This window comes from Mesorhizobium sp. Arg314, from assembly GCF_053714275.1.
The window spans coordinates 134,967-158,143 of sequence record NZ_JBSKBP010000014.1 but is presented as its reverse complement, the minus strand read 5'-3'; the positions used below and the strand labels follow the sequence as shown (position 1 = coordinate 158,143).

Genomic DNA, 23,177 nt, shown 5'->3' with positions numbered 1-23,177 from the left:
GATGGCCGCCAAGACCGGAAAATCCTTCGCCGGCCGCTTCGGCGTCCACATCGCCGTGCTCGTCTTTGTGGTGATCTGGACCATCCCCACGCTCGGCATTCTCGTCTCGTCGCTACGCGACAAGGACCAGATCGTCGCGGCGGGCTGGTGGAATTCCTTCGCCAGTTCCAGCCAGAGCGAGGCCGGGCGGCTTCCCGCGGCGTCGGTGCAAACCCAGAAGGACGGCAAATACGTCATCGAGGGCAACATTTTCGGGGACGGGCCCAAGCGCGACATCAGCGCATTCGGCGTGAAGTCCTCCGCGCCGACGCAGTACAAGGCGGGGACGGTTGCCGAACTCAATGATGGCGCCACCCTGCAGATGAATGCCGACGGCACGTTTATCGTGTCGTCTGCGAAAGCCTTCGAGGGCGACCGCGGCCAACGCGTCTATTTCGCCTCCTCCGCGCCGCCGAAATTCACCACGGACAACTACGACGCCGTGCTGTTTTCCGAAGGCATCGGCCGCTCGTTCATGAACTCGCTGACGGTGACCATCCCGGCAACGATCATCCCGATCCTGATCGCAGCCTTCGCGGCCTATGCATTGGCCTGGATGCGCTTCCCGGGTCGGGCGCTGTTGATTGCCGTCATCATCGGCCTGCTGGTCGTGCCGCTGCAGATGTCGCTGATCCCGCTGCTCAAGCTCTATAACGGCGTCGGCACCTTCTTCGGCGTTCCGTCCAAGACCTATCTCGGCATCTGGCTGGCGCATACCGGCTTCGGCCTGCCTTTCGCCATCTATCTGCTCAGGAGCTATATTGCCGGCCTGCCGCGCGAGATCATGGAATCGGCGCGCATCGACGGCGCCAGCGATTTCGAGATCTTCGTCAAGATCGTGCTGCCGCTGTCGTTCCCCGTGCTTGCCTCCTTCGCCATCTTCCAGTTCCTGTGGGTGTGGAACGATCTCCTGGTGGCGATGGTTTTCCTCGGTACGGCGCCCGACCAGATCGTGCTGACGGCCAAGCTCAACGCGCTGCTCGGCTCGCGCGGCGGCAATTGGGAGATCCTGACGACATCGGCATTCATCACAATCATCGTGCCGCTGATCGTGTTCTTCTCGCTGCAGCGCTATTTCGTCCGCGGGCTGCTTGCCGGCTCGGTGAAAGGAGGTTGAAGACATGCAATCGGCTTTGAAGGCGACTTCGAGACCAGACCCCGCCGTCGACCGCGACTGGTGGCGGGGCGCGGTGATCTACCAGATCTATCCGCGCTCCTACCAGGACTCGAATGACGACGGCATCGGCGACCTGAAAGGCATTGTGCGGCGCCTGCCCTATATCGCCTCGCTCGGCGTCGATGCCATCTGGATCTCGCCCTTCTTCAAATCGCCGATGAAGGATTTCGGCTACGACGTGTCGGACTATTGCGACGTCGACCCGATGTTCGGCACGCTTGCCGATTTCGACGCACTGGTGGCGGAAGCCCATCGGCTGGGCCTGAAGGTGATGATCGACGAGGTGCTGTCGCACACCGCCGACATCCACCCGTGGTTCAAGGAAAGCCGCTCGAGCCGCGGCAATGCGAAAGCCGACTGGTATGTGTGGGCCGACGCCAAGCCCGACGGCACGCCGCCCAACAACTGGCTGTCGATCTTCGGCGGCTCGGCCTGGCAATGGGACACCAGCCGCCAGCAGTATTACATGCACAACTTCCTGGCCGAGCAGCCGGACCTCAATTTCCACAACAAGGAAGTCCAGGACGCGCTGCTCGACATCACCCGCTTCTGGCTGGAGCGCGGCGTCGACGGTTTCCGCCTCGACACCATCAATTTCTACTTCCACAGCCAGGGGCTGGAAGACAATCCGCCGCTGCCGCCGGAACAGCGCAATGACCAGACGGCGCCGGCGGTCAATCCCTACAACTACCAGGACCATATCTACGACAAGAGCCGGCCGGAAAACCTCGGCTTCCTCGAGCGTTTCCGCGCCCTGCTCGACGAATATCCGGCGCAGGCCGCGGTCGGCGAGGTCGGCGATTCACAGCGCGGCTTGGAAGTGGTCGCCGCCTACACCGCCGACGGCAAGCGCGTTCACATGTGCTACTCCTTCGATTTCCTGGCGCCGGAAAAGATCAGCGCGGCGAAGGTGCGCGCGGTGCTGGAGGCCTTCGGCACCGTCGCCAGCGACGGCTGGTCGTGCTGGGCCTTCTCCAACCATGATGTGATGCGGGTCGCCTCGCGCTGGGCCGCCAACGAGGCTGATCCGACAGCCTATCTCAAGGTGATTTCGGCGCTGTTGATGTCGCTGCGCGGCTCGGTCTGCATCTATCAAGGCGAAGAACTCGGCCTTGGCGAGGCGGAGCTCGAGTTCGAGGACCTGCAAGACCCCTACGGCATCCGATTCTGGCCGGAATTCAAGGGCCGCGACGGCTGCCGCACGCCGATGGTGTGGGATGCCGCCGCCAGGAATGGCGGTTTCTCGACCGCCAAGCCCTGGCTGCCGGTGCCGGGCAAGCACCTGTCGCAAGCCGTCAATGTGCAACAGGGCGATGCAAGCTCGCTGCTCGAACATTACCGCCGTTTCCTCGCGTTCCGGCGCCAGCATCCGGCGCTGGCCAAGGGCGACATCGACTTTGTCGAAAGCGATGGCGACACCGTCGCCTTCACGCGCCGCGAGGGCAATGAGCGGATCGTCTGCGCCTTCAACCTCAGCATGAAGCCCGCCGTGGTCGATCTCGGCCAAGGCACGCTGCAACCCTTGCCCGGGCATGGTCTTTCGGGACAGACTGGCCCCGGGCCGGTCCGCCTCGGCGGATACGGCGCCTGGTTCGGGCGCATCGACTGAACTTGCAAACAGAGATTAACGGGAGGAGAAAGTCATGGCCGATGTCAGACTCAACCAGGTGAAGAAATCATACGGCAACCTCAACATTCTCCACGGCATCGACCTCGACATCAAATCGGGCGAGTTCATCGTCTTTGTCGGGCCGTCGGGTTGCGGCAAGTCGACCTTGCTCAGGTCGATCGCCGGTCTTGAGGAGATTACCTCGGGCGAGCTGAAGATCGACGGCGAGGTGGTGAACGACGTGCCTCCGTCGAAGCGGGGCATCGCCATGGTGTTCCAGTCCTATGCGCTCTATCCGCATATGACGGTCTACGACAACATGGCCTTCTCGATGAAGATCGGCAAGGAAAGCAAGGCCGAGATCGACAAGCGGGTGCGGCAGGCGGCGGAGATCCTGCAACTGACCAAATATCTCGACCGGCTGCCCAAGGCGATGTCGGGCGGCCAGCGCCAGCGCGTCGCGATCGGCCGCGCCATCGTGCGCAACCCGAAGGTATTCCTGTTCGACGAGCCGCTGTCGAACCTCGACGCCGCACTTCGCGTCGCCACCCGCATCGAGATCGCCAAGCTGAAGGAATCGATGCCGAACACGACGATGATCTACGTCACCCACGACCAGGTCGAGGCGATGACGCTGGCGGACCGCATCGTGGTGTTGAAGGACGGCGTTGTCGAGCAGGTCGGCACGCCGATGGAACTCTACAAGCGTCCCGGTAACCTGTTCGTGGCCCAGTTCATCGGCTCGCCGGCGATGAACATTTTGCCGGCAAAGATCGAGAAGGCCGGCAATCCGACCGTGGTCAGCCATGTCGGTGGCCGCAAGGCGACGGTGCCGATCGCGACGCCCGGATCGGCGAATGGCGCGGCGGTCAGCTTCGGAGTGCGGCCGGAGGATCTCGCGATCGCCACCGGCACGGACTATCTGTTCGAAGGCAAGGTCGACTATATCGAGCAGCTCGGCGAGGTTCAGCTCGTCTATGTCGATATCGGCCGCACCGACCTGCCGCTGGTCGCCAAGCTGCCAGGCAATGTCGAGGTCAAGCGCGGCGAGACCCTGCAGCTCAACGCCGGCGGTGGCGATCTGCACATATTCGACGCGGACGGCCACTCCTTCACGCTGCATCGCGAGGAAGCAAAGGCGGCCTGACGCCTAAAGCGCGTCGCGCTGAGGCGGATTCAGGCGACGCGCTTTAAGTCTTTGTTTTGATGCATGTCGTTGTCCCAGAACCGCTGCCACACTTCTGGGGCGACCTAAACTAAGCCGGCCAAGGCCGAAGCCGTTGCGGAAAAGAAAAGCGGCGGGCCAAGGCCCGCCGCTTTCTTGTTCATGTCGTCTAAGGCTATTAGCGGCCGAACAGGTTACGGTCGCTGCCCTGAGGCGCCGACTTGTGAACGTCGTTCGACGAGTTCAACAGCTTGTAGGCCGTCGAGTCGGTGTTGGTCGACGACGTAGGCGTGGCGTCTACGGCGGGAGCCGGCTGGTTGACGCCGCTGTTGCGGTAATTGTCGCTGCCCGCGAACGCGGCGCCGGAAACGGCCACGAGGGCCACGGCGGCAAGAATGATCTTCTTCATTTTGGTACTCCTGAATTTTCGCCCGACCAAGGCGGCCGGCAGAACCCGCCGCCGGTTCAAAGTCGGCTGTTAGTTGTTGCCGAAAAGGTTGTGGTCAGCGCCTGCGGCGGCAGGCTTCTGAGCGGCCGGTTCGGACTTATGGACCGAGGCCGTGTAGGAAGAGTCGACCGTGACGGCCGTCGAATTGGTTGCCTGCGAACCATAATTGTCGCTGCCAGCGAAGGCGCTGCCGGAAATCGCCAGAAGGGCTGCGGCGGTGAGAATAATCTTTTTCATTTTTGCTACTCCAGTATCTTTATTCAGTCCGTCTAGCGGCGTGTCTTGGGAATGAAATCGCGTCGTTCGGACAGCGCTGATTTGGGTGAGCCGAGTGCCGGATTCCAATCACGAAGTTTTTCCGGCTGGACCATGATCCCACACCTTGAAATTGTACCCGGCTCACCTACATCTTTATTTTTCTTCAATCGAATCAATATCTTATAGGAATATCCAGGTTGGCTCACCAAATGTGTCTGACCACCAACGTTCACACCATCCTGCACGCACCGTCAACAGAAACGAACCGTTCGGTTCGATTTTAGAATCTTCTAATAGTCACTTTTCGATACTGTTAAGTATTCTACCCCCATTCCAACGGTCGATTCGGCTCACTCCAGAATTGGTCAGACTGACGGCTTCCTGCGACTGCGCTCTATGGTCTTGCGCCGCGCCGGCGGCGAGAGGACGCTGCGCTTTCGCGGCAAGGTAAGACTAGGCAAAGCGGAGCAGGCCCTGGTGCTGGAGGCGCGGCCGTCTCGGCAATTCCGGGTCTGGGACAATGGGCGGACCGTCGCTACCTATGGCGCGCTGCCCTTCCAGCTCGTTTCGGCCACTTTTTCTCCGGCCGACCAAAATAGCACTCGATCAAACCCCGTAGCGTTCGGTGCGGATGATTTCCGGCGGGATATCGGCGTCGATCACGGATTCGGCGGTCGAACGAGGACAACCCGGCAGCCGTTCAGGTGTCCGGAGTGATCAGCTTCAAGGTGGGGAAATAGGTTCGGTATCGGCCGACATCGCGTGTCAGAAGTGAAAGGCGGCCGACCGCAGCATGGGCGCCAATGAAGAAGTCCGGCAAAACGCCGGTCTTGTGTCCTCCCGACCGGCGGTACAGCGTAAATGCCTTTCCGGCAAGGAAAAGAGCTGTCCTTGGCATTGGCGCCATTTCAAGACCGGCCGCATCGAGAAACGCATCAAGATCCTCGATGCGAGCGTAGCGAACGGCGAGCTCGGCGTAGACCACGTCATTGATCAACAATGGTCCATTGAGACTTGCTGCCTCAAGCTGGGCGACCGACCAATCTGCCCAGTTTGGGTCGTCCGTAACAAGGTCGAGCAGAACGTTGGTGTCAACGAGCGTCACGCTTCGCCACGCGTCATCGCCATGATCTGGTCGGTCGTGAGGCCCTCGCCGGCATGGCCGCGCAACTTGGCGAAGCGGCTCACCGGCTGCTTTCTGTCAACACGAGCCAGCACCACACTTCCATCGGCGGCACGCCGGAAGTCGACCCTGCTTCCCGGGACGATCCCCAGTAGATCGCGGACCGGTTTCGGAATGGTCACTTGTCCCTTTGCCGTAACGGTGGTGGCCATCTTCGCTCCTTAGTAATACCAGATATAAGTAAGGTATTACCTTCCGGATCGAATTTCAACGGCCCGAGGGGCAGCGTCTATTCAAACCCCGTAGCGCTCGGTGCGGATAATCCCCGCTGGGACATCGGCGTCGATCAGAGCCTGTGCAGCCGCCGACACGAACGCGTTCGAGCCGCAGACATAGGCCAGCCTGGGCGCCTTCGGCAGGCGCTCGATGGCCTGCACCATCATGCGGGCATCGACGCGCCGGGAATAGTCGGAAGGTCGCCGGGCCGGTTCGCGTGTCAGAGTCAGCACGAGGTTGAACCCGTCAAGCCGGTCGTGGAGGCCGATCAGCTCGTCGCGGAAGATCACCTCGTCCCAGACCCGGGCCGAGAACACCAGCGCGACGGGCACCGCCGCATTGCGCAGCGTGCGATGGCGTAGCATCGCCATCAGCGGCACGACGCCGGAGCCGCCGCCGACCAGAAGGATCGGCCCGCCGCCGCTGTCCTCCCAGATGAAGTGGCCGCCCAGCGGCCCGCGCAGCTCGATCTCGTCACCGACCGCCGCCACGTCGTGGAAAAAGGGCGAGACCTCGCCGTCGTCCAGCCGCTCGATCGCCAGCTCGACGGCAGCGCCGGCTTCCGGCGCCGAGGCGATGGAATAGGAGCGGCGCGCCTGATAACCGTCCGGCGCCGTCAGCCTGATGTCGACATGCTGCCCCGCCAGATGGGTGAACGGCCGCGACGGCTTGAACCAGAAGCTGGTGACGCGCGGCGTGCGTTTTTCGATACGGGTGATCGTGGCTGCCTGCCACGGCGATTGCGGCGACGGCTCGGCGCTCATGGATCGCCCTTCAAGGATCGCTCGAATAGCGCTGCTCGCGCCAGGGGTCGCCATACATGTGATAGCCGCGCAGCTCCCAGAAGCCCGGCTCGTCGCGCTCGGTGAACTGCAGCCCGTTCACCCATTTGGCCGATTTCCAGAAATAGAGATGCGGCACCAGGAGCCGCGCCGGCCCGCCATGATCGGGCGTGATCGGCTTGCCCTCATAGAGAAGCGCCACCATTGCCTTGCCGGTGACGAGGTCCTTGGTCGGCACATTGGTGGAATAGCCGTCAAAGGACAGCGCCAGCGTATAGGCAGTCGGCGGCTCGATGCCTGCGTCGGCGAGGATGTCGTCGATCATCACGCCTTGCCAGGGCGTGTTGAATTTGGTCCAGGCGGTCACGCAATGGATGTCGCGCGTCATCTTGCTTTGCGGCAAGGCGTTGAATTCGGCCCAGTTCCATTTCTTGAGCGGCTTTGGTCCCTGCTTGAGCGTGAAGGACCAATCCTCTGTGCGCAACCGCGGCGTCGGCCCGGCTGAAAGCACAGGAAAACCCTGCTCCAGATATTGGCCGGGCGGGATGCGCGCGTCGGTGTCGGAAGGAGGACGCCGTCCGGAAAAGAAGCCACGCGTCACCATCGATTACATCCCTTGCGCCGGGTTCGGTCGAGCGCAGGGAGTGTTCTCGAAGACGCCTCGCGGGGCAACAGAAATCTCGCCGGCAGAGCCCGCCGGCGACGCCGGCTGTCTCTGTCGAAGCCTTCTCAACCGGCGGCGAAGGGTACGGCGACGAAGATCTGCGCGTCGCCGCGATCGATCAGCAACAGCACCGACTTCTTGCCGGACTTGCCGGCCTGGGCGATCGCCTGGTTGGCCTGCCTGGCCGTCTTTACCGGCGTCTGGTCGACCCCGACAATGACATCGCCGGGCTGGATGCCGGCGGTCGAAGCCGCCTTGTCCGGATTGACACGCTCGACCACCGCGCCGTGCTGGTTGCCGGCAAGGTCGAGCTGATCGCGGATGTCGGGCGTGAGGTCGGTCAGGCCGAGGCCGAGCGAGGGAACGCGCTGGCCCTGTTCGGCCGACGGGCTGCCGCCTTCATTGCCGCTCGAGGCGGTCTTTTGATCGTCGCTGTTGCGGCCGACATCGGCGGAAATCTGCATCACCTTGCCCTTGCGCCAGACATCGAGCGTTTCCTTGACGCCCGGCGAAACATCGGCGACGGCGCGCGACAAATCCTTCGGATCCTTGACCTCCTGGCCGGCAAAGCCGGTGATGACGTCGCCGGTCTCGATGCCGGCCTTGGCGGCCGGTGAGCCCTGCGAGACCGCCGAGACCAGCGCGCCGCCCGGGTGATCGAGACCGATGGCGCCGGCGACATCCTGCGTGACCGGCTGGATCTGAACGCCGAGATAGCCATATTCGATGTCGCCGCCCTTCATCAGCTTGGCGACGACCTTCTGCGCCTGATCCGACGGGATGGCGAAGCCGACACCGACGCTGCCGCCATTGGGCGAATAGATCGCCGTGTTGATGCCGATGACATCGCCGTTGACGTCGACCAGCGGACCGCCGGAATTGCCGTGGTTGATCGGCGCGTCGATCTGGATGAAGTCGTCGAACGGCCCGCTGTGCAGGTCGCGGCCGCGTGCCGAGACGATGCCGGCGGTGACCGTGGTGCCGATGCCGAACGGGTTGCCGATAGCCAGCACCTGGTCGCCGGTCATCAGCTTGTCGGAATCACCCCATTTGACGGTCGGCAGCGGCTTGTCGGCCTTGATCTTGAGCACCGCCAGGTCGTTCTTGGCGTCGTGGCCGACGAGCTTGGCGGGAAGCTCGGTGCCGTCGTCGAGCGTCACCTTGATCGAGCTTGCGCCGTCGACGACGTGGTTGTTGGTGACGATGGTGCCGTCCGCGCCGACGATGAAGCCGGAGCCGAGCGCCTCGGCGCGCTGACCCTGCTGCTGCGGCGGCGTCTTCGGCATCGGCATGCCCTGGTCGCCGAAGAACTGCTGGAAAAACTGGTCGAAAGGCGCATTGCCGCCGAGTCCCGAGCCGTCGTCACCCGCTTCGGGCTGCGCCTTCATCACCGAGGTGATGGTGACGACGGCCGGCTTGGTGACGGCGATGACCGGCGCGAAGGAGCCGTTCGGGGCGGTGATGCCGGCGACGGGGGTCTGGGTCGTCGCTGCCACGGTGCTGAGGCCCGCATTGCTTTGGGCAAAGGAGACGATGACGGGCGAAATGATCAGCGCGGCGCCCAGCAGGGCGGCGACGCGATGTCTGCGAAGAATGCTTGAAGGTGACATGGTCGTTCTGTCCGGGCGAGCGTTGATCCGGCGTCGCGGGCGCTCCCACGGGATCGTCCGTCAAACGTGCCGATGACCGGATTTGCCTGTCTCGCCGTGCATGGCAGCCGGCCGTCTCGACGGACAGTCATCTAGGACGTGGAATTGCCGGAATTAGGGTTTTGGCGCGACCTTACGAAGATTTAATTCAGCCGGCGCTTACGAACCGCTCCCGCCGACGCAGATAAGAGGAGGCAATGTCGCGCATCCTGGCGCGGTCGAAACTCGGGCCGTGGCCGCCACGGCCGATGCGGACCGGCAAATCGAGCAGGCGCTGCATGGTGCGGCAATAGGCCGTGCGGTCCGAATCCGGCAGGTCATCGATCAGCATGCCGTCGTAGATGGCGTCGCCGGCGAAGAAGAGTCCGTCGGCCTCATCGAAAAGCGCGATCGAATCCGGCGAATGGCCGGGCAGGTGCAGCACGCGGAATTTCCTGTCGCCGAGATCGACGACATCGCCTTCGTCGAGCGCGCGGGTCAGCGGCGCGGAAGGAATGCGGTAGTCAGCCGCCTTCCAGTCCGACGCCGGCAGTTTCGAGACGGCGCCCTCGAGATTGTGGAACATGTAGGCGTAGGTGACGGCATCATCCATGCCGTCGAATTGCGCCGCGCTCATCTTCGGCCCCATGCGCAGCGGGAATTCATGCAGCGAGCCGACATGGTCGAGATGGATGTGGGTGGCAACGACAATAAGCGGCTTGCCGGCCGGCGTGTCGATCTCGGGCGCCAGCGGGCGGATGCCCATGCCGGTATCGACGAGGAGGTCGGCATCGCGGCCCTTGAGATGCCAGATGTTGGCGCGCACGAAATCATGCACGAACGGCTCGGTCAGCATCGTTGTCCTGGCATCGACAACAGCCTTGCCGAACCAGTCGCCCACTGCGAGCCCGCCCATCAGACGAACGGCTTTCCGACCTTGTATTTTTCGGGCACCAGCCGCTTCAGATAAGCCATGCCGGCGTCTGAAAGCTGGTTGACGTCCGGCTTCATGAAATCGTCGGGCATGTGGCGCGTCTTGCCGGCCACCGCCTTCAGCGGCACTTTCTTCAGCACGGTCTTCGACCCGTCATACTGGATCGCGACCGAGCCGCCGCCTTCCCCGGCGACGGCAACCGCGAAGGCGCCGGCATCGAAAGCTTCCTTGGCGTCGACGGCGTTGATCGCGCCGACATAGCCGCGCGGCATGTAACCCAATGCGTCGACCCGCGCGCGCTTGCCAGGCAGGCCTTCGGCCAAGGCCCGTTCCAGCGCCGCCGGCAGGTCGCTGCCCGACAATTTGACGTTGCCGTGCTGGTCGCGCTCGAGCTTTTCCGGCGGCACCAGGCTTTCGACCAGCGCCTTGCCGTCGGCGGTGCTGACGCCTTCGGAGACGGCGACGATGCAGCGCTTGTGGCGGTCGAGCTTTTCGCGCACTTCATCGATGAAGCGCTTCGCCGAGAAGGCACGCTCCGGCACGTAGATCAGATGCGGGCCGCTGTCGGGATCGAGCTGCCAGGCGGCCGCGGCGGCGGTGAGAAAGCCAGCATGGCGGCCCATGACGATGCCGACATAGATGCCGGGCAGCGCGCGGAAATCGAGATCGACCGAAAGGAAGGCGCCGGCGACGAATTCGGCGGCCGAGATGAAGCCCGGCGTATGGTCGTTCTCCTCGAGGTCGTTGTCGATGGTCTTTGGCGCATGGACGAAGGCGATCGAGCCGCCGGCGGCGTCGGTCAGGATCTGCTGGGTGCCCGACGTGTCGTTGCCGCCGATATAGATGAAGGCGTCGGCGCCCGCCTTCTTCAGGCCGTTGAGGATGACCTCGCAATAGGCGGCGTCCGGCTTGTCGCGGGTCGAGCCAAGGGCGGCGCTCGGCGTGCCGGCGATCAGCCGCAGCCGGTCTTCGGGGATGGCGGAGAGATCGACATAGTTGCCGTCGCGGATGCCGCGCACGCCATGGATCGAACCCAGCACCTTGGCGCCGGGATGACGCTTGCGGATTTCCAGCGTGGCGCCGACGACCGTCTGGTTGATGACGGCGGTGGGGCCGCCGCCCTGCGCGATGACGAAGGTTCCTGCCATGCTTTTTCTCTCCCTCTATTTCTTTGATTTGGAGACGGATTCAGATTTCAGGTCGAACAGACCCGAAATCATCCGGCTCTAGACGAAGGTTTTCAGGGCACCTTCGCCTGTCTTGCGGCATCGCGCAACGGGGGAGTGAGATGGAGGAAAAGATCAGACCACGACGACCGGGTTCTTCTTGGAGACGCGGCTGTAGAGGTCGATGATGTCCTGGTTGATCAGGCGCACGCAGCCCGACGACATCGCCTGGCCGATGCTCCACCACTCGGGCGAGCCGTGGATGCGGTAGCCGGTGTCCTTGCCGTCCTGGTAGATGTAGAGCGCGCGGGCGCCAAGCGGATTGGTGAGGCCGCCGGGCTGACCCCCCCGCCATTTCACCAGTTCCGGCTTGCGCTGGATCATTTCCGGCGGTGGCGTCCAGACCGGCCATTCGCGGCCATACTGGATGTTGGCGCGGCCCGACCAGCGGAAGCCGTCCTTGCCGATGCCGACGCCGTAGCGGATGGCGTCGCCACCCGGCTGGACCAGATAGAGCATGCGCTCCTGCAGATGGACGACGATCGTGCCGGGCGCCTCGCCGGTCTTGTCGACGACGATCTGGCGGCGGAACTGCGGCTTGACCTTCTGCCACGGCACCTCCGGCACCTGGAAGCCGCCATCGGTGACCGAGGCGTACATGACGTCGGGGCCGGTGATATTCTTGTCGACGCTGATCGCCGGGCGCATGGGAGGAACGGAGCCGGTGACGGTGTTGTCGAGCTGCATTTGCGGCAGGTCGAGCGTATCGGTGGTGCTGCAGCCGGCTAAGCCGAGCAGCGCCATGGCGCCGGCGCCGGAAAGCACGGCCCGGCGGGAAAGCTGAATTTCGGTATCGATTGCGGCGCCGTTGGAAGGCGGCGTCAGACTTTGCGGCAACTCGCGCATACACCAAACCCTACGCTGTCGGCGGGAAGCACGGTCCGGCCGGATCGCAGGCATTTTCGCCAGTCATGGTTGAAAAAGCGTGAAGGACCGCAGGCCCGGCTTAACCCTAACCGATCGTCATGCCGGCCGATGAGCCTGCCGGCCAAGGTGTTGAAGATTTTTCCAACGGCCTCTTTACATTCGCGGCGACCCCGGGATTTATCCTGTTCTTTGCGCTCAAGGAGCAGGGAAATGTCCTTCGAAAACTGGGCTGCCTTTGCCGCCGCCTCTTCCATCCTTCTCGTCATTCCGGGCCCGACGATCCTATTGGTCGTCTCCTATGCGCTGGGACAAGGCTGGCGCACCGCGCTGCCGATGGCGGTGGGCGTCGCGCTGGGCGACTTCACCGCGATGACGCTGTCGATGCTCGGCATCGGCGCGCTGCTGGCGGCTTCGGCCACGGTGTTCACCGTGCTCAAGGTGATCGGCGCCGGCTACCTGATCTATCTCGGCATAAAACTGTTCCGTGCCGGCGGTGCGCTGAAAGCCGAACCGCGCACCGACGCGGTGTCGGCGGCAAGGATGATGGCGCATGCCTGGCTGGTGACGGCGCTGAACCCGAAGAGCATCACCTTCTTCGTCGCCTTCCTGCCGCAGTTCCTCGACCGGCACGCCGACTTCTGGACGCAGATGCTGATCTTCGAGACAACCTTCCTGACTTTGGCCTTCGCCAACGCCTTCGGCTACGCGCTGGTCGCATCCAGGGCCCGCGCGATCGTGCGCAACCCGAAGGCGATCCGCATCTTCAACCGCACGGGCGGCACGCTGCTGGTCGGCGCGGGCATCGCCACGGTGGCAATGCGGTCGGGCAATTGAGACGAACACCGGCCGCGGCAATACCGGAACTCCGACCACGTCGATTGGCTGGCATGCGTTCGATGGTCTAGGATCGCTTCCCTCAGGGTGGAAGCGACAGGCTCGAAGGACATCCAATGGCGCTGAAGGACGCGTTCGGCCTCACCTATTCCGGCGCGACCGAGCCGGGATACTCGTCCTACGCCCGCGCCGTGCATGAGCTGCAATGCTTCATCGGCGATCCGGCCGGATCGATCGGTCGTGCCATTGCCGACGACCCGGCCTTTGTCATGGCGCATGTCTTCAAAGGCTATCTGTTCGGCCTCGCCACCGAGCGCGAGGCAATGGCGGTCGCAAGGTCGAGCTACCAGGCGGCGCTGCCCCTTGCCGCCACCCCGCGCGAGGCGGCGCATGTGGCGGGGCTCGGCCATCTCGCCGAGGGGCGATGGCATGAAGCCGCCCGCATCCTCGAGGATATCGCGATCGACAATCCGCTCGATGCGCTGGCGCTGCTGGTCGGGCATCAGGTCGATTTCTTCACCGGCAACGCGCGCATGCTGCGCGACCGCATCGGTCGGGCGCTGCCGGCCTGGCACAAGGACATGCCGGGCTACCACGCCATTCTTGGCATGCAGGCTTTCGGGCTGGAGGAAATGGGGGACTATGCCCGCGCCGAATCCTTCGGCCGGCAAGCCATAGAAATCGAGCCGCGTGACGGCTGGGCGCAGCATGCCGTCGCGCATGTCATGGAAATGCAAAGCCGGCAAAGAGACGGCATTGCCTGGATGCGCGCCAACCCGGGTGCATGGACGAAGGAAAGTTTCCTCCAGATCCACAATTGGTGGCACCTGGCGCTGTTCCATTACGATCTCGGCGAGATCGGCGAGGTGCTCAAGCTCTATGACGGGCCGATCTACGGAACGCGCTCGACACTGGCCCTCAACATGGTCGATGCCTCGGCGATCCTGTGGCGTCTCACCCTCGGCGGTGTCGATGTCGGCGACCGCTGGGCGGCGCTCGCCGCCAACTGGATCCCGAAAGCCTCCGCCGGCAATTATGCCTTCAATGACGCCCATGCGATGATGGCCTTTGTCGGCGCCGGACTGGAGGCGCCGGCGCGGATCTTGCTCGAGGCGCAGCGCGAGGCGATGCGTGGGCATGACGACAATGCCACGTTCACGCGCGATGTCGGCTACCCGCTGACGCTTGCGATCAAAGCCTTTGGCGAAGGCGATTACGATGCGACCGTGCGCCTGATCCGGCCGATCCGCTCGATCGCGCATCGCTTCGGCGGCAGTCATGCGCAGCGCGACGTGATCGACCTGACGCTGATCGAGGCCGCGTTGCGCGCCGGCGATACGGCGCTCGCGCGGGCATTGACCGCGCAACGACAGCTGGCCCGGCCCGACAGTCCGCTGTCGGCGCTGTTTTCGCGGCGTGCATCCGATTTGTCTGAGAATTGACCCGAAGCGGATCTTGCCCTAAAAACTGGTCGAGCCATATTTTTTCGAGATCCGAAAAAATTACTGGCAATGGGAGGAAATCATGTATCTCGGCCTCGACCTGGGCACTTCGGGCGTCAAGGCGCTGCTGATCGACGATGGCCAGAAGGTCATTGGCTCCGGCCACGGTTCGCTCGACGTCTCGCGGCCGCATTCCGGCTGGTCGGAGCAGGATCCGGCGCATTGGGTCGAGGCCTGCGAGACGGCGATTTCCGAACTCAAGGCTTCCCACCCGAGGGAGCTTGCCGCGGTCAAGGGCATCGGCCTTTCCGGCCAGATGCATGGTGCCACCCTGCTCGATGCCTCGGACAAGGTGCTGCGCCCCTGCATCTTGTGGAACGACACACGCAGCCATGTCGAGGCGGCGGCGCTCGATGCCGATCCCCGCTTCCGCAAGCTCACAGGCAACATCGTCTTTCCGGGCTTCACCGCGCCGAAGCTCGCCTGGGTGAAGGAACACGAAGCCAAGATCTTTGCCGCTGTCGCCAAGGTGCTCCTGCCCAAGGATTATCTGCGGCTCTGGCTGACCGGCGAGCATATTTCGGAAATGTCGGATTCGGCCGGCACCTCCTGGCTCGATGTCGGCAAGCGTCGCTGGGCGCCCGAATTGCTGGCGGCGACATCGCTCGACGAGAAGCACATGCCGTCGCTGGTCGAAGGTACTGCGAAAGCCGGCGCGTTGCGAGGCGAGCTGACAACGAAATGGGGTATTGCGGCGGGCATTCCGGTCGCTGGCGGTGCCGGCGACAATGCGGCCTCCGCCTGCGGCATGGGCACCGTCGGCGCCGGCCACGCTTTCGTGTCGCTCGGCACGTCCGGCGTGCTCTTCGCCGCCAACGCATCCTATCTGCCCAACCCGGAAAGCGCGGTGCATACGTTCTGCCATTCGCTGCCCAACACCTGGCACCAGATGGGCGTCATCCTGTCGGCCACCGATTCGCTCAACTGGCTGTCGGAAATCACCGGAAAAAGCGCCGGCGACCTGACCGGCGAGCTCGGCGATACGCTCAAGGCGCCAACGGGGGTCACCTTCCTGCCCTATCTTTCGGGCGAGCGGACACCGCACAATGATTCCGCCATCCGTGGCTCCTTCACCGGGCTGGCGCATGAATCGAGCCGTGCCGTGCTGACGCAGGCCGTCATCGAGGGCGTTGCCTTCGCCTTCCGCGACAGTCTGGAAGCGCTGAAGAAGGCCGGCACGACATTGACCCGGGTGACCGCGATCGGCGGCGGCTCGCGCTCTCGCTACTGGCTGAAGGCGATCGCCACGGCACTGCAGGTGCCGGTCGATATTCCCGCCGACGGCGATTTCGGCGCTGCCTTCGGCGCTGCGCGGCTCGGCCTGATTGCCGCGACCGGCGCCGATCCGCTTGGCGTCTGCACCGCGCCGGCCACCGATGCCACGATCGAGCCGGATGCGGACCTCGGTGGGGCTTATGCTGATGCTTACCAGCGCTATCGGGCGCTTTACCCGGCGATCCGGGCTGTAACCGCGTGAGCCCGGGGTTACCCCATCCGAGCACCGGCGCTGCCCCTCACCTGCCTGCCGGCATCCTCTCCCCGTATAGGGACGGGGAGAGGGGCACTGTCATCGCCGATTTCGCCAATCATCAACGTTGCCGAAAGAGTGCCGGCGCTGCGACCAGGCCCCTTCTCCCCGTCACTATACGGGGAGAAGTGCCCGGCAGGGCGATGAGGGGCGGCGGCGACTTCGACAATTGGTGGTCTCCACAAGTTGGAGAAGAGACCGTCGAAGCCTCATTGCGCCGGCACCTTGTCGAGGAAGCCGGTGACGCTCTTGAGACGGCCGTTCTCGATGACGCCGATATCGGTGCCCTCGATGACGGATTCCGCGCCTTCGGGTCCGAGATTCCACGAGAAGCGGATGCGGTCGGCGAAACCGTCAGGCTCGCCCCTCAACGAGAAGCGGAAGCCGGCAAAGCGCTGCTGCACGCCGTCGATCAGTTTGGCGATGCCGTCATGGCCGTCGCCCTGCATGACCGGGTCGCGATAGCTGACGTCGCTGGTGAAGGCCACTTCGAGCAAGGCCTTGCGGCGCGTCGCATCGCTCTCGTTCCAGGCGGTGATGTAGTTGCGGGCGATCGTGTTGAGGTCGGTCATGGTCTTCATCCTTCGTTGGATCGTTTCGACATGACCCTTTTCGCCCCGCAAACGAGTGAAACCAATTACGCCTGAGGTAATCGGGCGAAACCATCTCGGAGAGGAAGGAAACCATGAACAGCGGATTTTTCGGCGACATCAAGACAATCAAATATGAAGGGCCGGATTCGACCAATCCGCTGGCCTACCGGTTTTACAATCCGGACGAGGTCGTCGCCGGCAAGCGGATGGAAGACCACCTGCGCTTCGCCGTCGCCTATTGGCATTCTTTCGCCTGGCCCGGCGGCGACCCGTTCGGCGGACAGACCTTCGACCGCCCCTGGTTTGCCAAGCCCGGCGGCATCGACACGATGGAACTGGCCAAGCTCAAGGCCGACGTCGCCTTCGAGATGTTCTCGCTGCTCGGCGCACCCTATTTCTGCTTCCACGACGCCGACGTTCGCCCGGAAGGCAAGGATTTCTCGGAAAGCGCCGCGCGGCTCGACGAGATCGCCGACTATTTTGCCGGCAAGATGAAGCAGACCGGCGTCAAGCTGCTCTGGGGCACGGCGAACCTTTTCTCGCACCGCCGCTTCATGTCCGGTGCGGCCACCAATCCCGATCCGGATGTGTTCGCCTATGCGGCGGCCACGGTAAAGAGCTGCATCGACGTCACCAAGCGGCTGAAGGGCGAAAACTATGTGCTGTGGGGCGGGCGCGAGGGCTATGAGACGCTGCTCAATACCGACCTTGGGCGCGAGCAGGAACAGGCCGGCCGCTTCCTCAACCTCGTCGTCGACTACAAGCACAAGATCGGTTTCAAGGGCACGATCCTGATCGAGCCGAAGCCGCAGGAACCGACCAAGCACCAGTACGACTATGACGTCGCCACGGTGTATGGCTTCCTCAAGCGCTTCGGACTGGAGAAGGAAGTCAAGCTCAACATCGAGCAGGGCCACGCGATCCTGGCCGGCCATTCCTTCGAGCATGAGCTGGCTTTGGCCAACGCGCTGGGCGTCTTCGGCTCGATCGACATGAACCGCAACGACTACCAGTCGGGCTGGGACACCGACCAATTCCCCAACAACGTGCCGGAAATGGCGCTCGCCTACTACCAGGTCCTGCAGGCCGGCGGCTTCAAGACCGGCGGCACCAATTTCGACGCTAAGCTGCGGCGCCAGTCGCTCGACCCGCAAGACCTTTTGATCGGTCATATCGGCGGCATGGATGCCTGCGCGCGCGGCCTCAAAGCGGCGGCGAAGATGGTCGAGGACAAGGCGCTGTCCGGCCCGCTCGCCGAACGCTATGCCGGCTGGAACACGGCCGAAGGCAAGGCCATGCTTTCCGGCAAGCGCACGCTGGAGGAGATCGCCGAGCGCGTGGTGAAGAAGAAGATCGAGCCGCAGCCGCGCTCCGGCCGGCAGGAATTGCTGGAGAACATCGTCAACCGTTATGTCTGAGGAGCGGCCATCCTGCGGCGCCCATCGGGGGCGCCGCCACGGCTGAAATCGCTTTCCGCGCGGGGCAAGTCTACACGACAAGGTTTTGCCTCGCACTGCCCTTCAATCGCCCCGCTCTTGCCTTCAAACAGCCGTCACGGATCTCCTATATTGTGAACACGTGGCGGGAAGGAAAGAAGGAGGCGAAACGTATGCAGCACGAACGCGAAATCGACGCCCTGCTTTCTCCCGGCGAGGCTGGATCGATCATCGATCGGCTGATGGCGCTGCCGCATTCCAAAGACGGCGCCGGCAAGACGAATGAATGGGATCGCGCGGTGGCCGCGCGGCTCGAAACAGCGCTGGCCAAGAGCATGCGCTCGCGCATTGTGGGCGAAAACCGCGACGCCGCCTGACAATTCCGCTGATTTGACGAACAGAGGCAGTTTCTCCATCCTTCAGGGATGATACGCGCGGTGCTGCTCGATCTTGTAGGTGTCGTCTATGATGGCGACATCCCGATCGCAGGCGCTGTGGCGGCGGTCGATCGTCTGCGCAAGGCTGGCCTGCCGCTCCGCTTCGTCAGCAATACGACACGCTCGCCGCGCCACAGAATCATCGCGCAGCTTGCCGCGCTGGACGTCGAGGTGGCGGATGAAGAATTGCTGACGCCGGCGCGCGCTGCGATCGAATGGCTGCGCAGGCATGGCCGCCAGCCGCATCTGCTCGTTCATCCCGACCTCGAAACCGAGTTTACCGGCCTGGGAGGCGGCAAAGGCCGCGCTGTCGTCGTCGGCGATGCCGGCGAGGCCTTCGACCATGCCAGCCTCAACCGCGCTTTCCGCGAGCTGGTTGCCGGCGCCGATTTTCTGGCTTTGGCCACCAACCGCACCTTCCGGGATGCCGATGGTCAGCTCAGCCTCGACGCCGGCGCCTTCGTCGCGGCGCTGGAATTCGCCAGCGGCCGAAGCCCTGTCGTGCTCGGCAAACCGTCGCCGGATTTCTTTCATTCGGCGCTCGCCGATCTGAACTGTCCGGCAGCCGACGCGGTCATGGTCGGCGACGATGCCGAAAGCGACGTCGCCGGCTCCTTGCGCGCCGGGCTTGGCGCGGCGCTGCTCGTACGGACGGGCAAGTACCGCCCTGGTGATGAAACACGCTTCGATCCGGCTCCGACGGCGGTGGTCGACGATCTTGCCGCGGCGACCGACTGGATACTTAGAGCGCGCCGCGCTGAAACGGATTCAGGCAACGCGCATTAAGTCTTTGTTTGATGCATGTCGTGGTCCCAAAACCGCTGCACACTTTTGGGCGATATGCATCAGCCGCGCCGCAGCCTGACCGGCGCTTCGCCGAAAGCTCTTGAAAATGCCCTGGAAAATGCCGCGGCGGACGAAAAGCCTGTACGCCCGGCAATATCCGCCATGGCAATGCGCGTGTCGACCACCAGGCGCCGGGCGGCGCTGAGGCGCAGCCTCAGATAATAGGCCCCGGGCGTCTCGCCGATCGATTTGCGAAAAATGCTTTCCAGCGTTCTTGCCGTCACGCCGGCGCGCTTTGCCACGGCGTCGATGGTGAGCGGCTGGTCGACATGCGCCTCCATCAGCCGGATCGCCTGGGCGAGTCGCGGGTCGTAGCCGTCGAGACGGCCGAGCGAAACCAGCGGCTGCGCATCGGTCGCGGCGCGCGCCTGGTCGTAGATGAAGACGCTCGCCACATCGAGCGCGGCGGCCATGCCGAGCCGGCTGCGGACCAGATGCAGCATCAGGTCGAAGGTCGGCGAGGCGCCGCCGGAGGTGAAGACCGGCCCGTCGATGACATAGCGGTCCGGCCGCACGTCGACGCCCGGGAAGGCGGTCGAGAAATCCTCCATGTCTTCCCAATGCGTGGTGGCGCTGCGGCCTTCGAGCAGGCCGGCGCGCGCCACCAGCCAGGTGCCGGCCTCGACGCCGCCGCAGGCGCGGGCGGCACGCGCCGCCCTCCGCAAGCCTGCTAGCAGCGCCGACGTGGCGTAATTCTGGGTACCGAAGCCGGCGACGACCACCAGCATGTCGGTCGGCTCGGCGGCGTCGAAGCGGCCGCTGACCGCCACCGGCAGGCCGCAAGTGGTGACCGGCGCCTCGCCGGTGACCGAGACCAGCTTGAAATCGAACAAGGTCTCGCCGGAGATGCGGTTGGCGGCACGCAAAGGGTCGACAGCCGAGGCGACACACATGATCGACGAGCCCGAAAACACAAGGAACGTCACCTTGAGCGTCTCGCGCTCGGACCGAAAGATGGTCGGCTTTTCGCTTTTGATCATGAGACCTTCGTAAAACGCAAAACAGTTTCCGGCAAGTCGGGCATTGTTGGTGAATTCCTGTGCATGCCGTGCCGCTGTCGGCTCCCGCTCGCTCTTGGGCGGCATGCATGGCCGATCGAATCTGGGAGGATCAAAGATGCCGCTCGCGATGAACCGTGAGGTCTTCATTACCTGTGCAGTGACCGGCTCCGGCGGCACGCAGGACCGCAGCCCGCATGTGCCGCGTTCGCCCAAGCAGATCGCCGATTCGGCGATCGACGCCGCCAAGGCGGGCGCCGCCATCGTGCACTGCCATGTGCGAGATCCCGAGACCGGCAAGCCCAGGCGCGACGTGCATCTCTATCGCGAGGTGACCGAGCGCATCCGCGAGGCGAATGTCGACGTGGTTCTGAACCTCACCGCCGGAATGGGCGGCGACATGGTGTTCGGCTCGCCGGAGGCGCCGCTGCCGCTGAACGAGAAAGGCACCGACATGGGCGGCGCCACCAACCGAATGGAACATGTGCGCCAGTGCCTGCCGGAGATCTGCACGCTGGATTGCGGCACGATGAACTTCGCCGAGGCCGACTATGTGATGACCAACACGCCCGGCATGCTGCGCGCCATGGGCGGCATGATGACGGCGCTGGGTGTCAAGCCCGAGATCGAGGCCTTCGACACCGGGCATCTGTGGTTCGCCAAGCAGCTGGTCGAGGAAAAGGTGCTCAACGCGGACGCGCTGGTGCAGCTCTGCATGGGCGTGCCATGGGGCGCGCCTGACGACCTCAACACCTTCATGGCGATGGTCAACAACGTGCCGTCTACCTGGAACTGGTCGGCCTTCGCCATCGGCCGCAACCAGATGGCCTATGCCGCGGCGGCGGTGATCGCCGGCGGCAATGTCCGCGTCGGGCTGGAAGACAATCTGTGGCTCGACAAGGGTGTTTTAGCCACCAATGCGCAACTGGTCGAACGCGCGGCGAGCATCGTGACCAATCTCGGAGCCAGGATCCTGGGGCCGGAGGAAGTGCGCAAGAAGCTCAACCTCACCAAGCGGGCGCCGATAGCCGCGTAGTTTGGAGGGGTCAATATGGCTACCGTCAAATTCACCGCGATGAAGGACGGCGACAGGCAAGACTACGAGTTCCTGACTGCCCATGAGATCGACTACGCCGCCAAGACCGGCGAGCGCCTGCTCGATGCGCTGGTGCAACTCGACGAGGGTCTTTCGGGCTACAAGATCACCCGGCTCGGCCATTCGCTGCAGGCGGCGACGCGTGCCTGGCGCGACGGCGCCGACACGGACTGGATTGCTTGCGCGCTGCTGCACGACATCGGCGACATCTACGCGCCCTACAATCATGACGAATATGCTGCGACGATCCTGAAGCCGTTCGTGCGCGAGCAATGCACCTGGGTGGTGGAAAAGCACGGCGACTTCCAGCGCCTCTATTACGCGCACCATCTTGGCGGCAACCGGCATGCGCGCGAGCGCTTTGCCGGCCACGCCTATTTCGACGATTGCGACCAGTTCTGCGAGCGCTGGGACCAGTCGAGCTTCGACCCCGACTACGAGACGCTGCCGATCGACTTCTTCCGGCCCTACGTGCTCGAAGTCTTCGCCCGCAAGGCATACGACCCGGCGGTGATCCGCGCCGGCGAGCGCGTGGCCCTCACCGATCCAGAAACAGCCAAGACAAGAACCGGAGCCTGACCATGAGCATCATCAACAAGGCGGCCGCCATCGGCGGCGGTGTCATCGGCGCCGGCTGGGTGGCGCGGCTGCTCTTGAACGGCATCGACGTCTCGATCTTCGATCCCGATCCGGAGGCTTCGCGCAAGGTCAGCGAAGTGATGAAGGGCGCGCGCCGCGCCTATAAGCAGATGCTGCCCGGCGGCCTGCCCAAGGAAGGCAAGCTCACCTTCGCCAAGACCATCGCCGAAGCGGTGGCCGATGTCGATTTCATCCAGGAGAGCGTGCCGGAGCGGCTCGAACTCAAGCACAAGGTGCTGGCCGAGATCGACGCGCATGCGCCGGCCAACGCCATCGTCGGCTCGTCGACCTCCGGTATCAAGCCGACCGACATGCAGGTGGCCATGAAGAAGCACCCGGAGCGGCTGGTCGTCGGCCATCCGTTCAACCCGGTCTATCTGTTGCCGCTGGTCGAGATCGTCGGCGGCCAGCAGACCTTCCCGGAAGCGATCGAGGTCGCCAAGGAGCTCTACGCCTCGATCGGCATGAAGCCTGTGGTGGTGCGCAAGGAGATCGAGGCCTTTGTCGGCGATCGCCTGCTTGAAGCCGCCTGGCGCGAAGCGCTGTGGCTGGTCAAGGACGGCATCTGCACCGTCGAGGAACTCGACGACATCATGCGCTATTCCTTCGGCCTGCGCTGGGCGCAGATGGGCATGTTCCAGGTCTATCGCGTCGCCGGCGGCGAGGCCGGCATGCGCCACTTCATGGCGCAGTTCGGGCCCTGCCTGAAATGGCCGTGGACCAAGCTGATGGACGTGCCGGAGTTCAACGACGAGCTGGTCGAGCTGATCGCCACACAGTCGGACGAGCAGGCACACGGCCTGTCGATCCGCGAGCTGGAGAAGATCCGCGACGACAATCTGGTGGCGATCATGGAAGCGCTGTCGAAGCAGAACAAGGGCAAGGGCTGGGGCGCCGGCGCGCTGCACAAGGACTATACCAGGCAACTCGCCAAGCTGGCGGCGAAGCCGGCCGCCAAGGCCGCCGACAAGGCCAAGGCAGCCAAGCCGGAGAAGAAGGCAGCGAAGCCGGCAAAGGCTGAAAAACCCGCCAAGGCCGAGAAGGCAAAAAAGAGCAAGAAGAAAGGCTGAAG

Annotated in this window: 24 protein-coding genes; 12 read left to right on the top strand and 12 right to left on the bottom strand. The window is 63.9% G+C overall.

Going from position 1 to position 23,177, the window contains the following annotated elements; genetic code table 11:
* Position 1 precedes the first annotated feature (1 nt).
* The 3 genes from ACWGS9_RS17460 to ACWGS9_RS17450 are packed head-to-tail and all read left to right on the top strand — an operon-like array spanning position 2 to position 3,972.
* The gene (locus tag ACWGS9_RS17460) at positions 2-1,156 is read left to right on the top strand and encodes a carbohydrate ABC transporter permease (protein WP_454506421.1); all 1,155 of its coding nucleotides are present in this window, start codon (positions 2-4) and stop codon (positions 1,154-1,156) included.
* A 4-nt stretch (positions 1,157-1,160) separates the two neighbouring features.
* Positions 1,161-2,825 (top strand): beta-galactosidase BglA, encoded by a 1,665-nt coding sequence (bglA, locus tag ACWGS9_RS17455; RefSeq protein WP_454506420.1) that lies wholly within the window; start codon positions 1,161-1,163, stop codon positions 2,823-2,825.
* A gap of 34 nt (positions 2,826-2,859) precedes the next feature.
* Positions 2,860-3,972, top strand: coding sequence for an ABC transporter ATP-binding protein (locus ACWGS9_RS17450; RefSeq protein ID WP_454506419.1), 1,113 nt, complete (start codon positions 2,860-2,862; stop codon positions 3,970-3,972).
* Between the two features lie 196 nt (positions 3,973-4,168).
* Here ACWGS9_RS17450 and ACWGS9_RS17445 read toward each other — a convergent pair whose 3' ends face one another.
* The 10 genes from ACWGS9_RS17445 to ACWGS9_RS17400 all read right to left on the bottom strand — a co-directional run bounded on the left by ACWGS9_RS17445 (position 4,169) and on the right by ACWGS9_RS17400 (position 12,073).
* Positions 4,169-4,399, bottom strand: coding sequence for a DUF680 domain-containing protein (locus tag ACWGS9_RS17445; RefSeq protein WP_454506418.1), 231 nt, complete (start codon positions 4,397-4,399; stop codon positions 4,169-4,171).
* 69 nt (positions 4,400-4,468) lie between these two features.
* Complete coding sequence (locus tag ACWGS9_RS17440; protein ID WP_454506417.1) at positions 4,469-4,675, bottom strand: DUF680 domain-containing protein; 207 nt, start codon at positions 4,673-4,675, stop codon at positions 4,469-4,471.
* Positions 4,676-5,396: 721 nt separating this feature from the next.
* Complete coding sequence (locus tag ACWGS9_RS17435; protein ID WP_454506416.1) at positions 5,397-5,801, bottom strand: type II toxin-antitoxin system VapC family toxin; 405 nt, start codon at positions 5,799-5,801, stop codon at positions 5,397-5,399.
* Positions 5,798-6,031, bottom strand: coding sequence for an AbrB/MazE/SpoVT family DNA-binding domain-containing protein (locus ACWGS9_RS17430; RefSeq protein WP_320212942.1), 234 nt, complete (start codon positions 6,029-6,031; stop codon positions 5,798-5,800). Before ACWGS9_RS17430 ends, ACWGS9_RS17435 begins: the two co-directional genes overlap by 4 nt.
* Before the next feature lie 81 nt (positions 6,032-6,112).
* Positions 6,113-6,859 carry a ferredoxin reductase gene (locus ACWGS9_RS17425; RefSeq protein ID WP_454506415.1) on the bottom strand — a complete coding sequence of 249 codons (747 nt, stop codon included), beginning with the start codon at positions 6,857-6,859 and terminating at the stop codon, positions 6,113-6,115.
* A gap of 10 nt (positions 6,860-6,869) precedes the next feature.
* Complete coding sequence (locus tag ACWGS9_RS17420; RefSeq protein ID WP_454506414.1) at positions 6,870-7,481, bottom strand: sulfite oxidase-like oxidoreductase; 612 nt, start codon at positions 7,479-7,481, stop codon at positions 6,870-6,872.
* 125 nt (positions 7,482-7,606) lie between these two features.
* Entirely contained in the window at positions 7,607-9,151 is a 1,545-nt protein-coding gene (locus ACWGS9_RS17415; RefSeq protein WP_454506413.1) for a DegQ family serine endoprotease, read from the bottom strand.
* Between the two features lie 187 nt (positions 9,152-9,338).
* Positions 9,339-10,085: an MBL fold metallo-hydrolase gene (locus ACWGS9_RS17410; RefSeq protein WP_454506412.1), complete on the bottom strand. Its 747-nt coding sequence runs from the start codon at positions 10,083-10,085 to the stop codon at positions 9,339-9,341.
* Positions 10,085-11,251, bottom strand: coding sequence for a diphosphate--fructose-6-phosphate 1-phosphotransferase (locus ACWGS9_RS17405; protein WP_454506411.1), 1,167 nt, complete (start codon positions 11,249-11,251; stop codon positions 10,085-10,087). The genes ACWGS9_RS17410 and ACWGS9_RS17405 overlap by 1 nt, the downstream gene beginning before the upstream one ends.
* 153 nt (positions 11,252-11,404) lie before the next feature.
* The gene (locus tag ACWGS9_RS17400) at positions 11,405-12,073 is read right to left on the bottom strand and encodes a L,D-transpeptidase (RefSeq protein ID WP_454506445.1); all 669 of its coding nucleotides are present in this window, start codon (positions 12,071-12,073) and stop codon (positions 11,405-11,407) included.
* Positions 12,074-12,406: 333 nt separating this feature from the next.
* Here ACWGS9_RS17400 and ACWGS9_RS17395 point away from each other — a divergent pair, with 333 nt between their 5' ends.
* The 3 genes from ACWGS9_RS17395 (at position 12,407) to xylB (ending at position 16,009) form a co-directional block, all read left to right on the top strand.
* Positions 12,407-13,030 carry a LysE family translocator gene (locus ACWGS9_RS17395; protein WP_127878573.1) on the top strand — a complete coding sequence of 208 codons (624 nt, stop codon included), beginning with the start codon at positions 12,407-12,409 and terminating at the stop codon, positions 13,028-13,030.
* A gap of 116 nt (positions 13,031-13,146) precedes the next feature.
* On the top strand, positions 13,147-14,472 hold the full coding sequence (locus ACWGS9_RS17390; protein ID WP_454506410.1) for a tetratricopeptide repeat protein: 1,326 nt from the start codon (positions 13,147-13,149) through the stop codon (positions 14,470-14,472).
* A gap of 82 nt (positions 14,473-14,554) precedes the next feature.
* Positions 14,555-16,009 (top strand): xylulokinase, encoded by a 1,455-nt coding sequence (gene xylB / locus ACWGS9_RS17385; protein WP_454506409.1) that lies wholly within the window; start codon positions 14,555-14,557, stop codon positions 16,007-16,009.
* 260 nt (positions 16,010-16,269) lie between these two features.
* On the opposite strand, the gene ACWGS9_RS17380 is transcribed toward xylB, so the two are convergent.
* Complete coding sequence (locus ACWGS9_RS17380; protein WP_454506408.1) at positions 16,270-16,632, bottom strand: nuclear transport factor 2 family protein; 363 nt, start codon at positions 16,630-16,632, stop codon at positions 16,270-16,272.
* A gap of 113 nt (positions 16,633-16,745) precedes the next feature.
* Between ACWGS9_RS17380 and xylA the strand changes: the two genes are divergently transcribed.
* The 3 genes from xylA to ACWGS9_RS17365 all read left to right on the top strand — a co-directional run bounded on the left by xylA (position 16,746) and on the right by ACWGS9_RS17365 (position 19,312).
* Entirely contained in the window at positions 16,746-18,071 is a 1,326-nt protein-coding gene (gene xylA, locus ACWGS9_RS17375; protein ID WP_454506407.1) for a xylose isomerase, read from the top strand.
* 152 nt (positions 18,072-18,223) lie between these two features.
* Complete coding sequence (locus ACWGS9_RS17370; RefSeq protein ID WP_454506406.1) at positions 18,224-18,466, top strand: hypothetical protein; 243 nt, start codon at positions 18,224-18,226, stop codon at positions 18,464-18,466.
* A gap of 60 nt (positions 18,467-18,526) precedes the next feature.
* Positions 18,527-19,312 carry a TIGR01458 family HAD-type hydrolase gene (locus tag ACWGS9_RS17365; RefSeq protein WP_454506405.1) on the top strand — a complete coding sequence of 262 codons (786 nt, stop codon included), beginning with the start codon at positions 18,527-18,529 and terminating at the stop codon, positions 19,310-19,312.
* Positions 19,313-19,371: 59 nt separating this feature from the next.
* Here the strand turns inward: ACWGS9_RS17365 and ACWGS9_RS17360 are convergent, their stop codons facing one another.
* Positions 19,372-20,352, bottom strand: coding sequence for a GlxA family transcriptional regulator (locus ACWGS9_RS17360; RefSeq protein ID WP_454506404.1), 981 nt, complete (start codon positions 20,350-20,352; stop codon positions 19,372-19,374).
* 136 nt (positions 20,353-20,488) lie between these two features.
* Between ACWGS9_RS17360 and ACWGS9_RS17355 the strand changes: the two genes are divergently transcribed.
* From ACWGS9_RS17355 to ACWGS9_RS17345, 3 genes are read left to right on the top strand one after another with little or no spacing between them, the layout of a single operon-like run.
* Positions 20,489-21,406, top strand: coding sequence for a beta-keto acid cleavage family enzyme (locus tag ACWGS9_RS17355; RefSeq protein WP_454506403.1), 918 nt, complete (start codon positions 20,489-20,491; stop codon positions 21,404-21,406).
* Between the two features lie 15 nt (positions 21,407-21,421).
* Positions 21,422-22,045, top strand: a complete 624-nt coding sequence (locus ACWGS9_RS17350; RefSeq protein WP_454506402.1) for an HD domain-containing protein — start codon at positions 21,422-21,424, stop codon at positions 22,043-22,045.
* Positions 22,046-22,047: 2 nt separating this feature from the next.
* Positions 22,048-23,175: a carnitine 3-dehydrogenase gene (locus tag ACWGS9_RS17345; protein ID WP_454506401.1), complete on the top strand. Its 1,128-nt coding sequence runs from the start codon at positions 22,048-22,050 to the stop codon at positions 23,173-23,175.
* The last annotated feature ends 2 nt before the right edge of the window (positions 23,176-23,177 follow it).